The sequence below is a fragment of the Mycolicibacterium stellerae genome (assembly GCF_003719305.1).
GTDB classification, from domain to species: Bacteria; Actinomycetota; Actinomycetes; order Mycobacteriales; family Mycobacteriaceae; genus Mycobacterium; species Mycobacterium stellerae.
In genome coordinates, this window is record NZ_RARC01000002.1 from 203,882 (window position 1) to 217,837 (window position 13,956).

Annotated in this window: 13 protein-coding genes; 2 read left to right on the forward strand and 11 right to left on the reverse strand. The window is 65.6% G+C overall.

Annotated elements, in window-relative coordinates:
- Positions 1-24: 24 nt before the first annotated feature.
- From sepIVA to D6M19_RS03845, 8 genes are all read right to left on the reverse strand, one after another.
- Positions 25-762: a cell division protein SepIVA gene (gene sepIVA, locus D6M19_RS03810; protein ID WP_123023833.1), complete on the reverse strand. Its 738-nt coding sequence runs from the start codon at positions 760-762 to the stop codon at positions 25-27.
- Between the two features lie 228 nt (positions 763-990).
- Positions 991-1,557, reverse strand: a complete 567-nt coding sequence (locus D6M19_RS03815; RefSeq protein WP_123023834.1) for a hemerythrin domain-containing protein — start codon at positions 1,555-1,557, stop codon at positions 991-993.
- 82 nt (positions 1,558-1,639) lie between these two features.
- Positions 1,640-2,116 (reverse strand): pantetheine-phosphate adenylyltransferase, encoded by a 477-nt coding sequence (coaD, locus tag D6M19_RS03820; protein WP_123023835.1) that lies wholly within the window; start codon positions 2,114-2,116, stop codon positions 1,640-1,642.
- A 93-nt stretch (positions 2,117-2,209) separates the two neighbouring features.
- Positions 2,210-2,785: a 16S rRNA (guanine(966)-N(2))-methyltransferase RsmD gene (gene rsmD / locus D6M19_RS03825; RefSeq protein ID WP_123024125.1), complete on the reverse strand. Its 576-nt coding sequence runs from the start codon at positions 2,783-2,785 to the stop codon at positions 2,210-2,212.
- Entirely contained in the window at positions 2,782-6,165 is a 3,384-nt protein-coding gene (locus D6M19_RS03830) for a pyruvate carboxylase (protein ID WP_123023836.1), read from the reverse strand. The genes rsmD and D6M19_RS03830 overlap by 4 nt, the downstream gene beginning before the upstream one ends.
- Before the next feature lie 34 nt (positions 6,166-6,199).
- Positions 6,200-6,826 carry a vitamin K epoxide reductase family protein gene (locus D6M19_RS03835; protein WP_123023837.1) on the reverse strand — a complete coding sequence of 209 codons (627 nt, stop codon included), beginning with the start codon at positions 6,824-6,826 and terminating at the stop codon, positions 6,200-6,202.
- A complete protein-coding gene (locus D6M19_RS03840) occupies positions 6,823-7,605 on the reverse strand; it encodes a DsbA family protein (RefSeq protein WP_123023838.1) in 783 nt (260 codons plus the stop codon). Before D6M19_RS03840 ends, D6M19_RS03835 begins: the two co-directional genes overlap by 4 nt.
- 35 nt (positions 7,606-7,640) lie before the next feature.
- A complete protein-coding gene (locus tag D6M19_RS03845) occupies positions 7,641-8,765 on the reverse strand; it encodes an alpha/beta hydrolase (RefSeq protein WP_123023839.1) in 1,125 nt (374 codons plus the stop codon).
- On the opposite strand from D6M19_RS03845, the gene D6M19_RS03850 reads away from it, so the two are divergent.
- A complete protein-coding gene (locus tag D6M19_RS03850; protein ID WP_123023840.1) occupies positions 8,764-9,585 on the forward strand; it encodes an aldo/keto reductase in 822 nt (273 codons plus the stop codon). The two genes, D6M19_RS03845 and D6M19_RS03850, sit on opposite strands and share 2 nt — an antisense overlap.
- 24 nt (positions 9,586-9,609) lie before the next feature.
- A complete protein-coding gene (locus tag D6M19_RS03855; RefSeq protein ID WP_123023841.1) occupies positions 9,610-10,449 on the forward strand; it encodes an aldo/keto reductase in 840 nt (279 codons plus the stop codon).
- Positions 10,450-10,556: 107 nt separating this feature from the next.
- Here D6M19_RS03855 and D6M19_RS03860 read toward each other — a convergent pair whose 3' ends face one another.
- The 3 genes from D6M19_RS03860 to D6M19_RS03870 all read right to left on the reverse strand — a co-directional run bounded on the left by D6M19_RS03860 (position 10,557) and on the right by D6M19_RS03870 (position 13,892).
- Entirely contained in the window at positions 10,557-11,279 is a 723-nt protein-coding gene (locus D6M19_RS03860; RefSeq protein ID WP_123023842.1) for a TIGR03943 family putative permease subunit, read from the reverse strand.
- Positions 11,279-12,268: a permease gene (locus D6M19_RS03865; RefSeq protein ID WP_123023843.1), complete on the reverse strand. Its 990-nt coding sequence runs from the start codon at positions 12,266-12,268 to the stop codon at positions 11,279-11,281. Before D6M19_RS03865 ends, D6M19_RS03860 begins: the two co-directional genes overlap by 1 nt.
- Before the next feature lie 313 nt (positions 12,269-12,581).
- Complete coding sequence (locus D6M19_RS03870; RefSeq protein WP_164478317.1) at positions 12,582-13,892, reverse strand: protoporphyrinogen/coproporphyrinogen oxidase; 1,311 nt, start codon at positions 13,890-13,892, stop codon at positions 12,582-12,584.
- Between the last annotated feature and the right edge of the window lie 64 nt (positions 13,893-13,956).

Below are 13,956 nucleotides of genomic sequence, written 5' to 3' on the forward strand. Positions count from 1 at the left end.
GGCCCGCCGGCTATGCCGCGGTGGTTAGCGCGTGACGTAGTCGTGCGTACCTGCGGCGGTGCGCAACTGGTGGCGGCCGCGGCCGACCGAACGGATCGTTCCGTTGAGGAACTCCTCGAACTCCGCGAGCTTGCTGTCGACGTAGATATCGCATTCGCCGCGCAGTCGGTCGGCCTCGGCATGGGCCGCATCGATGAGCCGGGTCGCCTCGGCGTTGGCGGACTGCACGGTCTCGGTCTGCGACACCAGACGCTGCTGCTCCTTGATGCCCTCCTGGACGGCCTTCTCGTAGGAGAGGTTGCCGTTCTCGATCAGGCGGTCCGCCTCGGCCTTCGCGCGGCCTGCGCTGGCTTCGTACTCACGCTTTGCCGTCGCGCTGATGCGGGCGGCTTCCTCGCGGGCTTCGCCCACCATTCGCTCGCTGTGCTGACGCGCCTCGGCGACCATGCGGTCGGCCTGCGCCTTGGCGTCTGCCAGCAGCCGGTCGGCCTCGGTACGGGCGTGGTTGAGCATCGAGTCGGCCTCGGCGCTGGCCGTCGCCACCATCGACCCGGAGTGCTCCCTGGCCTCGTTGAGCAGCTGGTCACGCGCGTCGAGCACGTCTTGTGCATCGTCGAGTTCGCCGGGGATGGCGTCCTTGATGTCGTCGATCAGCTCGAGCACGTCGCCGCGGGGCACCACACAGCCCGCCGTCATGGGAACTCCGCGCGCCTCTTCGACGATCGCGCCAAGTTCGTCGAGAGCCTCAAATACTCGGTACACGGCACACCCTCCAGGCGTAGTTGTTGTTACCAGTGTGCCTGGTGTTACCTCTGTGACTACGCTATCGCCGCCGGTGTGTCGCCGGCCGACTTCCAGTGGCACCACCCAGGCCCGCCCTTATATCGGCCACATTATGTCAATACCGGCGCGATCGGCATATCGAGCATGCACAAAGACCGCCGCCGGAATTAGCTCCCGGGGGCGGTCTTTGCCTGGTCAATGAATTCGTTACGCGATCGCGCTCTTAATCGCGTCGCGAGCGCGGTCGAGCATCGACGCGAATGGACCGACGGCGAAATTCAGCTTGGCCGATTCGACGCCGGCATGGGGGCGCGTCGGCGCAATTGCCTCGGCGGCCATCACGGCCTTGGCCATCCGGCCGAGGTCGTCGGCGTCCAATTCACGTTGTAACTTGCTGAACTCCTCGACCTCCTCGCGCTCGGCATGGTCGATCACCGCGCCGCGGAACAGCGTCAACTCGTCGAGGAACTCCTTGGAACTGATGTCCATCGCCTCGAGCGCCGATAGTTGTTCCTTGGCGTCGTGCTCCTCGATCAGACGAGCGTCGACGATGATGTCGCCGCCCTCGACTTCGTTGCGAACCCTGGGGTGGACGACCATTTCCTCGGCGGTCTCGTGCACCGCGAGGAGTTGACGCAGTTCGGTGAAGGCCTTTCGGCGCGCGTCGTCCGACGACGCCGAGAACACCTCCTCGAACATGTCCTTGATCAAGTTGTGCTGGTCTTTGAGAAATTTGACGACGTCATCGGTCGACTGAACAAATGTTTGAACCACGGCAATATCTCCGATTAATTCGGTGGGTTGGTCGGCGCAATGGGCTGTGCGCCACTGCCGTGGTTACCCGACTCGCGCTCAACTAACCCTTGAGCTTGGCCTGCAGCCGTCGGTTCACCGGCTCGGGCAACAACTCAGACACGTCCCCGCCCATCGAAGCCACCTCTTTGGCCAGCGACGACGACACGAAGGAGTACTTCGGCGCGGTGGTGACGAAGAACGTGTCCACACCGGCGATGTGCTTGTTCATCTGGGCCATCTGCAACTCGTATTCGAAGTCGGTGCCGGTGCGCAGCCCCTTGACGATCGCTGTCAACCCGCGGGTCTTCACGAAGTCGACTACCAGACCCTGGCCCGATTCGACCCGGAGGTTGGGCAGGTGCACCGTCGACTCCTCGATCATCGCAATGCGTTCGGCGAGATCGAACATGCCCGTCTTGTTGGGGTTGACCAGCACAGCCACCACCACCTCGTCGAACTGGGCGGCCGCGCGCTCAAAAACGTCGACATGGCCGAGGGTCACCGGGTCGAAAGATCCCGGACACACCGCGCCGCTCATGGATGACGACGCTATCAGGGCAGCTCAGGTCACGTTCGGAGCCGCGCTGGCGGCGACATCGAGTTAACGAGCCGCGCTGGCGGCGACATCGAGTTAACGAGCCGCGCTGGCGGCGACATCGAGAACCGCCATCTCGAGTCGGGTGTCGCCGTAGCGGCGGGCCCGCCATGGCTGCCAGCCGTCCGGCCAGGTCAGTTCAGGCCCGGACGCGGCGCGTTCGACAACGACGACGCTGCCTTCGGTCGTCCAGCCGCGACCGGTCAGCGCGATCAGCATCTCGTTCACCTCGGCCTCCCCCACCTCGTAGGGCGGATCGGCGAGCACGAGTTGGGCAGCCGTCTCGGTGCCCGCCGCCAGCACCGACGCGACGGTACCGCGGCGCAGCGTGGCGCCCGTGACCCCGAGGGTGTTGATGTTCTTGTCGATCACCGCCGCGGCCCGCTGGTCGGATTCGACGAACGTCGCGGTGGCCGCGCCGCGCGACAGCGCCTCGAGGCCCAGCGCACCGGAGCCGGCATACAGATCGAGCACCGACACGCCGTGCAGGTCCATGCGGGCGGCCAGCACGTTGAACAGCGACTCTCGCACCCGGTCGGTCGTCGGGCGGGTGCCCTGTGCGGGCACCGCGATGCGCCGCCCACCAAGGGTGCCTGCGACGATGCGGGTCAGCTCACCACCACCAGTAGGTCGCCACCCTCGACCTGCGCGGTCTCCGATACGGCGATGCGGCTGACGGTCCCCGCCTTCGGGGCGGTGATGGCCGCCTCCATCTTCATTGCTTCGATGGTGGCGATGGTCTGTCCGGCTTCCACCTTGTCCCCGGACGCGACGGCAACGGTGACCACGCCCGCGAACGGCGCGGCGACATGGTCGGGGTTGCCGCGGTCGGCCTTCTCCGCGGCGGGCACATCGCTCGCGACGCTGGCATCGCGCACCACGACCGGTCGCAGTTGCCCGTTGAGGATGCACATCACCGTGCGCATGCCGCGTTCGTCGGGTTCGGAGATCGCCTCAAGCCCGATAAGCAGCTCGACGCCGCGCTCCAGCTTGACGCGGTGCTCGTCCCCGCGCCGCAGCCCGTAGAAGAACTGGTTGGCCGAAAGGCTCGAGGTGTCGCCGTACAGATCGCGGTGCGCGTCGAATTCCTTTGTGGGACCGGGAAACAGAAGGCGATTCAATTCTGCCTGACGCTCCGGGCCCGCCAGCGCGAGGCCCGCTTCATCGTCGGGTGTGAGCTCCTGCGTCGGCTTGGCAGGTGGCCGACCCGCCAGCGCCTTGGTGCGCAGGGGCTCCGGCCAGCCGCCCGGCGGGTCGCCCAACTCGCCGCGCAGGAACTCGATGACGGAGTCCGGGATGTCGAATCGCGCTGGGTCGGCGGCGAACTCGTCGGCGGTCACGCCGGCCCCGACCAATGACAATGCAAGGTCGCCGACCACCTTCGACGACGGCGTCACCTTCACCAACCGGCCGAGGATGCGGTCGGCGGCGGCGTAGTTCTCCTCGATCTGCTCGAACCGGTCCCCCAGTCCGAGCGCGATGGCCTGCTGGCGCAGGTTGCTCAGTTGGCCGCCGGGGATCTCGTGGTGATACACCCGTCCAGTCGGTGCAGGCAACCCAGACTCGAAGGGCGCGTAGACCTTTCGCATCGCCTCCCAGTACGGCTCGAGCTCGCAGACCGCGGCCAGTGACAGCCCGGTGTCATATTCGGTGTGCGCGGCGGCGGCCACGATCGAGGACAGCGCGGGCTGACTGGTGGTACCGGCCAGCGGCGCTGCGGCGCCGTCGACGGCACTGGCACCTGCCTGCCACGCCGAAAGATAGGTGGCCAGCTGACCGCCCGGAGTGTCATGGGTGTGTACGTGCACCGGTAGGTCGAACCGGCTGCGCAGCGCGCCGACCAACGCGGTGGCCGCCTGCGGACGCAGAAGCCCGGCCATGTCTTTGATCGCCAGCACATGCGCACCGGCATCGACGATCTGCTCGGCGAGCTTCAGGTAGTAGTCCAGCGTGTACAGGTTCTCGCCGGGATCCGACAGATCACCCGTGTAGCTCATCGCGACTTCGGCTATCGCCGTGCCTGTTTCGCGTACGGCGTCGATGGCGGGACGCATCGACTCGACGTTGTTCAGCGCGTCGAAGATGCGGTAGATGTCGATTCCGGTGGCCGTGGCTTCCTCGACGAACGCCTTGGTGACCAGCTCCGGGTACGGGGTGTAGCCGACGGTGTTACGTCCGCGCAGCAGCATCTGCAGGCAGATGTTGGGTACCGCCTCCCGCAGTGCGGCCAGCCGCTCCCACGGGTCTTCCTTCAAGAACCGAAGCGCCACATCGTAAGTCGCGCCGCCCCAGCATTCGATGGACAGCAGCTGCGGCGTCATCCTGGCGATGTAGGGCGCCACCATCAACAGCCCATTGGTGCGCACCCGCGTCGCCAGCAGCGACTGATGCGCGTCGCGGAACGTGGTGTCGGTGACGCCGACGGCCTTGGATTCGCGCATCCACCGTGCGAACCCCTCCGGGCCGGCCTCGGTCAGCTTTTGCTTGCTGCCCGGCGGCGGCGAGGTCGCCAGATCTATCTCGGGCAGCTTGTCGTGCGGATAGACCGTGGAGGGACGCGGGCCGTGCGGCTGGTTCACCGTCACATCGGCGAGGTAGTTGAGGATCTTGGTGCCACGGTCGGCAGGCGTGCGCGCGGTCAGCAGATAGGGCCGCTCATCGATGAACGATGTGGTGACCCGGCCTGCCCGGAAGTCGGGATCGTTGACCACCGCCATCAGGAAAGGGATGTTCGTCGAAACGCCCCTGATCCGGAACTCGGCCAGCGCGCGCCGGGCCCTGGCGATGGCCGCGGCGAAATCGCGTCCGCGACAGGTGAGTTTGACCAGCATCGAGTCGAAGTGCGCGCTGATCTCCGCGCCAAGGTTGGTGCCGCCGTCCAGCCGGATCCCCGCGCCGCCGGGACTGCGGTAGCCGGTGATGCGGCCGGTGTCGGGACGGAAGCCGTTGGCCGGGTCCTCGGTGGTGATCCGGCACTGCATCGCGGCGCCATGAACCGTCAACGTCTCCTGCGAAAGCCCCAGCGCCTCGAGCGTTTCGCCGTCGGCGATGCGCATCTGGCTGGCGACCAGGTCGACATCGGTGATCTCCTCGGTGACGGTGTGTTCCACCTGAATCCGCGGGTTCATCTCGATGAACACATGGTGGCCGCGCTCGTCGAGCAGGAACTCCACGGTGCCGGCATACGAGTAGTTGATCTGGCGCGAGAACGCCACGGCGTCGGCACAGATCTTTTCCCGCAGCTCCTCGGGCAGGTTCGGCGCGGGCGCCAGCTCGATGACCTTCTGGTGTCGGCGCTGCAGACTGCAGTCACGCTCGAACAGGTGCATCACGTTGCCGTGCCGGTCGGCCAGGATCTGGACCTCGATGTGACGCGGGTTGAGCACGGCCTGCTCGAGATAGACCATCGGGTCGCCGAAGGCCGATTCGGCCTCCCGGCTGGCGGCCTCGATCGCCTCCGGCAGGGCGGCGGGGTCGGTCACCCGGCGCATGCCGCGGCCGCCACCGCCGGACACCGCCTTCACGAACAGCGGAAACTCCATCTGCGCGGCGGCGCTGACCAGTTCATCCACTGAAGCCGACGGCGCAGACGACCTCAGCACCGGCAGCCCCGCGGCCCTGGCCGCGGCGATTGCGCGGGCCTTGTTTCCCGTCAGCTCCAGCACATCGGCGCCAGGCCCGACGAAGGTGATGCCCGCCTCGGCGCAGGCCGCGGCCAGATCGGGATTCTCCGAGAGGAACCCGTATCCGGGGTAGACCGCGTCGCAGCCCGCCTGTTTGGCTACCCGGATGATCTCGGCGACCGACAGGTACGCGCGGACGGGGTGGCCGGTCTCGCCGATCTGGTAGGACTCGTCGGCCTTCAGTCGGTGCTGGGAGTTGCGATCCTCGTAGGGATACACCGCGACGGTGGTGATCCCCATTTCGTAGGCGGCGCGAAACGCCCGGATCGCAATCTCTCCGCGGTTGGCCACCAGGATTTTCGAGATCACCCGCGTACCCTAACGCCGACTCACTGTGCGGCGGTTAGATCAGCGTCGACCAGTAGTTCCAGAACCGCACCAGGATCATCAGGATCACCGCGGTGAACCACAGCGTGACCAGCGACCAGCGCCACTGGTGGATGATCCGCGCCATCCCGCTCCCCAGTTGTGGCTGCAGTGCGATGGACGACACCACGACCAGAAGCGGAATGGTGACCGCCCAGACCACCATGCAGTACGGGCACAGCGCACCGATGCGGTACAGGCTCTGGAAGATCAGCCAGTGGATGAAGCCGGCTCCAAACAGCGTGCCGACGGCCAGCCCGCCCCAGTACCAGCGCGGCAGCGCGACCTTGGCGACCGCAAGCACGCCGGTGACGACGACGACGGTGAAGGACACGATGCCGATGAGCGGGTTCGGGAAGCCGAACGCGGAGGCCTGCGGCGTGATCATCACCGAACCGCAGGACAGCACCGGGTTGATGCTGCACGACGGCACGTAGTCGGGGTTGATCAGAAGCTCGATCTTCTCGACGGTCAGCGTCAGTGCGGCGGCGAGTCCGGCAACGCCCGCGATCAGCACCCACACCGCACTCGCGGTGCGCACCTCGATGCCCTGCCGCGACTCGCTGGTCGCGGGGTCGGCCGGGCTGTCTGCGGTGACGGTCACGGCGCCCCTGGCGGCGCGGTCGGGGTCGGGGCTTCCGGCTTGGACATCAGGCCGGGCACGTCACCGACGATCGCCTTGACCGCAGCGACCAGGTCGTCAGGTGTCGAGTTGCTGACGTCGAATTCCTGGCCATTGATCTTGACCGTCGGGGTGGATTGGATTCCCGAAGCGCTGGCCAGTCCCTCGACCATCGAGACGTACTTGCCCTTGTTGATGCAGTCCGGCACGGTGCCGCCGGCACCCGCCTGCCTGGCGACCTCGATAAGCCGGGCGTCGTCGGGGAAGCTCGTCCCGGTTTCTCCTGGCTGCTGTGCGTACAGCGCGGAGTGGAAGCGACGGAATGCGTCCTTCGATTCGTCGGCGACGCAGTAGGCGGCGCCGGCGGACCGCGACGAGTAGTTCCCGGTGCTCGGCGAGTCGAGGATGGCGACCATGTAGTAGTCCGCTGCGATCGCTCCGCTGTCGACGAGCTGGCTGATCGTCGGCCCGAATTTCCGCTCGAATTCGCCGCAGTGCGGGCACAGGAAATCCTCGTAGAGCGACACCACGGCCTTGGGCTCTGTGGTGCCCTCCTTGGTGATGAGCTTGCTCGACGACACCTGGATCGACTTTGTCTCGCCTGCGGCCGGTTTCTTATCGGCGCCCATCACTATGTAGAGCACCAGCCCGACGCCGAGCAACACCACGATCGCGGTCAAACCAACCTGAATGAACAGGTTGCGCCTGCGGTCGGCGGCGTTGAGGTCGTAGCGGGCGTTCTTCTTGGAATTCGTGGCCACGGGGTCAAGGGTACCGGCGAGGTTATCTGGGTTCGTCAGCTGCGGTTCAGATGCGCGCGCAGATCAGAAATGATCTCGTGGGTCGCCGCGGCGCTGCCTCCGCCGAGACAGAAGAAATTAGGGAACGAGTGAATCAGCGAACCGTATTCGCGGGCGTCAACCGAGTTACCCGCGGCGCGCAGTGCCTCCGCGTACTGGCGGCCCTCGTCGCGGAGTGGGTCGAAGCCTGCGGTGATGAGAAAGGCGGGTGGCAGGCCGGACAGATCGTCGGCGAGCAGCGGCGACAACCGGGGATCGGCTGGGTCGACACCGGAGCCCCCGATGTACTTGTCGTGAGCGAAGTCCATGTCCCAGCGGCGAAGGAAGAACCCGTCGGCGAACAGGCCCATCGATCTGGTCCGGCCCGTGAAATTGGTAATCGGATACAGCAGGAACTGCAGAACGGGCGGCGGAGCACCGTCGTCCCGCGCACACCGCGCCACCACCGTGGCGAGGTTGCCCCCTGCGCTGTCGCCGCCGACGGCGACCCTGGCCGGATCAGCGCCGAGTTCGGCGGCATGCTCACGCGCCCACAGGTACGCCGCATACGCATCGTCGAGGGCCGCGGGCGCCTTGTGCTCGGGCGCCAGCCGATAGCGAACGAACAGCACATGGACGCCTGCGTCCTGGCAGATGACCTCGCACAGGTTGCCGTGCGTTTCGTAGCCGCCTTCGACGAAGCCACCGCCGTGGTAGTAGACGAGCAGCGGCGCCCCGTCATCGCCCGTCGAGCGGATGTGAATCGCCGGGATGTCACCGCCGGGTCCCGGCACGGAGACGTCGGTCACTGTGACATCGGTCTTTACCCGGGGAAATTGCGACGCCGTGAGATTCAGGCGGCTGCGGGCGGTTGCCACATCCTCGCTGAGGAACAGCCCTTCACGACCCGACAAGCGCGAAGTCGCCAGCATCAGTTGCAGCGTGGTGTCCAGGGTGTTGCCGTCGATGGTGATCGAACGCCCGCCCAGCAGCAGGCGCTTGATCCGGTCGGGTATCCGGGCGATGGTGTGCATCGTCGGCGCGCCGACGACCTTTTGCACCCTGTCCGCGAAGTCGGGCTTCAACGACGCGGATCCTGCGCTATCGGAAGTCACAGGATGCACTGGCAGACTCCCAGTCATGGCTTCTCCCTTGATAAAGCTGAACGACGGTAACTCGATCCCGCAGGTCGGACTCGGCGTTTTCCAGACGCCACCCGATGACACGGTACGAGCCGTGGCGACCGCGCTTGACGCGGGCTATCGGCATGTCGACACCGCATCCATCTATGGGAACGAGGCCGAGGTCGGCGAGGCGCTCGTTGAATCCGGAATTGCCCGCGACGACGTCTTCATCACGACGAAACTCTGGAATGCCGACCAGGGATACGACAGCACATTGGCGGCGTTCGACGCCAGCCTGCAACGCCTCGGCATCGACCGTCTCGACCTGTACCTCATCCATTGGCCGACGCCCGCCAAGAACACGTTCGTCGAAACCTTCAAGGCGTTCGCCCACCTGCACGATCAGGGGCGGATCTCGTCGATCGGGGGGAGTAATTTCGAGCCGGAGCACCTGCGAATCCTGATCGACGCGACCGGGATCGTTCCCGCCGTCAACCAGGTGGAGTTGAATCCGCGGTTGCAGCAGGAGGAGCTGCGCGAAGCGCATGCTCAACTCGGCATCGCCACCGAGGCGTGGGCTCCCCTGGGCCAGGGCGCACTATTGGACGACCCGACGGTGACCGCGGTTGCGGACGCGTATGGAAAAACGCCTGCACAGGTACTGATTAGGTGGCATATCCAGCTCGGCAATATAGTCATCCCGAAGTCGGTGACCCCCGAGCGGATTGTGAGCAATTTCGACGTGTTCGATTTCGAGCTGACCGAGCAGGACATGTCGTCCATCTCGTCGCTGGGCGATGGAACTCGGTTGGGTCCCGATCCACGGACTTTCAATTAAGCCAACCAAGCAGGGATAGGTGACATGACGTCGGCGGCTGCAATTCCTTCCGTCACTCTCAACGACGACCACACGATGCCGGTGATCGGTCTTGGGGTCGGTGAGCTCTCGGACGCCGAGACGGAGCTGGCAGTGTCGACGGCGCTGGAAGCGGGCTACCGGTTGATCGACACCGCGGCGGCGTACGGCAACGAGGCTGCCGTCGGACGCGCCATCGCGTCGTCGGGGGTGCCGCGCGAGGAGGTGTTCGTCACCACCAAGCTGGCCACCGAGGACCAGGGCTTCCAGTCGTCACAGAATGCCCTGGCGGCCAGCCTTGAACGCCTCGGTCTCGACTACGTCGACCTATACCTGATCCATTGGCCCGCCGGCGAGCAAGGTAAATACATCGACAGCTGGGGCGGGCTGTTGGCCTGTCGGGGCGTGGGCCACGCCCGGTCGATCGGCGTCGCCAACTTTAACGAGGAACACCTGTCCAACGTCGTCGACCTGTCCTTTGTCGCCCCCGTCGTCAATCAGATCGAGCTGCACCCGCTGCTGAATCAGGCTGCGCTGCGGGCCGTCAACGCGAGCCGTGACGTCGTCACGGAGGCATACGGCCCCCTTGGGGTCGGCCGGCTTCTCGATAACCCGACGATCGTCTCGGTCGCTGAGGCGCACGGCAAGACGCCCGCGCAGGTGCTGATCCGGTGGAGCATCCAGCTCGGCAACGTGGTCATCGCGCGGTCGTCGGAGCCGGAGCGGATCAAGTCGAACCTCGAGGTGTTCGACTTCGAGCTGATCGACGACGAGATGGCCACCCTCAACGGGCTCGACGACGGGACGCGGTTCCGACCGGATCCCGAAACCTACACCGGCACTTAGGAACCGGCGCTTACGTCATATTTGTCGGCTGCGAGATCGTCACCTAGCACCACAAGTAGCGACGTGCCGAACGCCGGATAGAGCACCCCCACGGCGATAGTCAAGCCTCACGAGCCGTAGGTGTTCGCCGGGGCCGGGATGGGGATGACGCTGGACACCTCGACGGTGGGGATGGACGACGTGCCCGAATAGTGTTGTCCCGCTGGGACGATGCCCTGGACTCGCACCCAGGTGTTGTCGGGCAGACCAGCTGCGACCGATACTGCGGATCCTGACAAGTGGAGCCGCGCGAGCTGCGCATCGGCGGCACAGCACACGATAACGATCTTGGCCAGATCGACCCGATCGGCTTCTTTCATCGTGAAGCCGGTGATGGTGATCAACCGGCCATCGATGCCGCCGGCTGGTCCGACGGCAATGCGCATCAAGACTTCTGGCAACGGGATCGCCGGTGCCCCCCCGGGCGGCAGGGCGGCAAAGGGCTTCCGGGTGTTGTCGGACAATGGCGCGGCCGATCCGCTCAGGGCTCGGGGATTCAGCGCTGGCGGCGCCACGAAGACCAGGACGACGATGGGGACGACCATCAACCAGGTAATGCCGCGGCCGTGCTGGTGCTGGTGCTGGTGCTGGTGAGACTCCGCAGCAGGATCGAACTGCCTTATGTCGCGAATCATCGCGCTGACGCCAAGAATGATGAGCACCGCCGCCGACGCGAACAGCCACGGCAGCAACGCCGGTCTCACGTATCGGGTGTAGACGCCGGTGATCGCGATCATCAACACGCTGACCCCGAGCAGGAACAGTAGGACATTCTCGGTGCCGCGTCTCATCAGCGACCACCCAGAACGAGCAGGCCGATGACGGTGGCCGACGTCGCGGCGACAACCATGGTGAGCGGGGCGAACCGCAGCGCGAACGCACGCCCGAACAGACCTGTCTGCATTGCCACCAACTTGACGTCGACGGCAGGCCCGACCACCAGAAACACCAGTCGTGGCACCAGCGGGACCATGGTCAGGCTCGCCGCGACGAACGCGTCAGCCTCTGAGCACAACGCCAGGACGAACGCCAGCAGCGCCATCACAAGGACGCCAACGATCAGATGGCCGGCGACGTGTTCAAACACCCACGGCGGCACCGCGACCCGCATCGCCGCCGCTGCCGCCGCTCCGATCACCAAATAGGACGCCGCCTGAACAAAATCATGGCGCGCCGCCTCGCTGAATACCGTCCACCGGGACGCGGTTTCGTCGTCAGACCGTGGGACGGGCTGGGTGATCCAGGCGGGGCGACCCCATCGTGACCACGCAGCCCCCATGATCACCGCGGTCGCCAGGGAGGCCGCACAGCGAGCGACGACCATTCGCGGCTCACCCGGAAACGCAACCGCTGTCGCGACAAGCACGACCGGGTTGATCGCGGGCGCGCTGAGCATGAACGCCAGTGACGCCGCACCGACCGCCCCCCCGTCGCCGAAGAGCCGTCGCGCCATCGGAACCGAGCCACACTCGCAGCCGGGCAACGCCGCCCCCGCAATCCCGCCGACCAGCACAGCGGCGCCGTGTCGTTGCGGCAGCCAGCGGGCCAGCCGCTCCGGCGGCAGGTAGGCCGCGATCAGACCACTGACCAGCACACCGAGTACGAGAAACGGCAGGGCTTGGACGAACACACCGCAGAAGACGGTGCCCGCGGTGGCCAGTGTGACGTTGCCAGCAAGACCTTCGCGCAGCCACACCCCGAGCACCGCACAGAGCAACAGGCCGACAAGCAACGCTTCGGTGGACGTGGGCACCCGGCGTCGGTGCGGGCTGACCGTCACCGTGTCATCCTGCCAGGCATCCGACGACCCGCTGTCTGGTCCTTGCTGCGTGACGACGCGGCAGGCACAGCCATGCTTTGGCGCCACGGTACAGACAGAGGCCGTGCGCGAGTGCGGCGACGGGCACGGGCGTCAGTTCGCTAGCCATTGCTTCGGCGAGTCAGCAGCACTGACCCGGCGACCCCGAGGACGTCACGCATTGCGGTCGCGGGGTCTGCGTGGCGATTGCCGCCGACGCGCGCGTAGAGAGTTCGCAGTGTCGCGGTTTCGTAGATGTCAGCGTTCACAGCCTCAACCGCCGCCGACGAACCCGTCAGTGGTGCGCGAGAATTCTGTCGGCCGCGTTGTTTCCGGCGACCACGGCGGACTCCTGTCCGGATGTCGCCAAGTAATCGCCGGCGACCTGGACTGGTTCATCTGCCGGGTAACTGTTGAGGAATTGCTGAAGGGCCGTGTAATAGCCGACTTCACCCCGATGCGACGCGTACGACCACCGAGTGAGGCGGCCGGTGCGGAAGGTGCCGCAAAGTTCCGTGAAGAGGCGCTCCACAAGCTCGCGGACGACTCCGATCAGACGATCATCGTTCCATGCGGCGAAGTCGTCGGAATGGGTTGGGATGAAAGCGGTGATATGGCTGGTGCCTGCTGAAGCGCCGTCGGTCGCCTCGACCCTTTCGATGAACAGCGTGCCCACCTCTTGCGACGACGCCGTCGGCACCATGATGAGAAACGGGTCCTTGTCGGTTTTTCTGTCATACGTGAGTCGCACCGTGATGCAACCTGCGTCCTTCGTCGCTTCGAGAAGCTCTGCCCCATGTTCTTTCAGCGGAGCGTAAATCTCGACGGCATCCCGAAAAACAGTTGCGATCACACACGCGTCAGCCTGCACCTGAGCCGGTGCCCCAACCTTGTCCTGGTACTGGATTTCGACACCGCACTCGTTGCGGTGGACGGCGGTGACCGGCGAGTCGAGGTGCACATCGAGCAGGTCGGCCAACCGGTCGGGCAAGAGCTGCAGCCCACCCCTTACCGTCTGCATCTTGCCCGACGCGAGCACGGCGCCGGCGAAGAACTCGATCACCGACGCCCGGTCGCGTGAACTTGTTGCCATGGTCCGCGCCAATCCCTCAATCAACAGATCGTTGATTTCACGTCCGAAGATGCGGTCGGCGTAGGACTCGATGGACTCGTTGTCGTACTGCACTCGGTTGCTCACGTCGTAGGGGCTCATACCGAACAGGGGTTTCATCAGCCGCACCCCGCTGGTCACTAACCGCACTTTCGCCCGCGCAGGCAAGAGCTTGGTCGTGAGAAAGGACCTAAGCGGTTTACGGGTATCGAGAATGTGAAGCTCGTTGCCGTTGACCACGCCCATTTGCGGCGCGCAGTCGACGACCTCGTCAAGCAAGCCCACGCCTCGAACAAGCTTCATGTACTCGGTGTACTTGTCCGTGATGATGACCGGTCCCACATCGAACACGAAGCCGTCCTCGGACTCCGAAAGCACCCGGCCACCGACACGGTCGGCAGACTCGAAAACTTTTACCTGCCAACCCCGCTCGCGAAGCCGGTATCCGGCGCTCAACCCCGCCAGCCCGCTACCTACTATGACAACTCGCTTCATACGACGTCCCATCCGGGTGTTCGGTCGCCGTCGTAACCCACTGCCGTGAAGATTCTGCGCCGAG

Bases quoted from the DNA above. Each gene is read 5' to 3' on its own strand.
- D6M19_RS03860 (WP_123023842.1), bottom strand. From the start codon at position 11,279: ATGAGACGCGGCACCGAGAATGTCCTACTGTTCCTGCTCGGGGTCAGC.
- D6M19_RS03855 (WP_123023841.1), top strand. From the start codon at position 9,610: ATGACGTCGGCGGCTGCAATTCCTTCCGTCACTCTCAACGACGACCAC.
- coaD (WP_123023835.1), bottom strand. From the start codon at position 2,116: ATGAGCGGCGCGGTGTGTCCGGGATCTTTCGACCCGGTGACCCTCGGC.
- D6M19_RS03845 (WP_123023839.1), bottom strand. From the start codon at position 8,765: ATGACTGGGAGTCTGCCAGTGCATCCTGTGACTTCCGATAGCGCAGGA.
- D6M19_RS03850 (WP_123023840.1), top strand. From the start codon at position 8,764: ATGGCTTCTCCCTTGATAAAGCTGAACGACGGTAACTCGATCCCGCAG.
- D6M19_RS03870 (WP_164478317.1), bottom strand. From the start codon at position 13,892: ATGAAGCGAGTTGTCATAGTAGGTAGCGGGCTGGCGGGGTTGAGCGCC.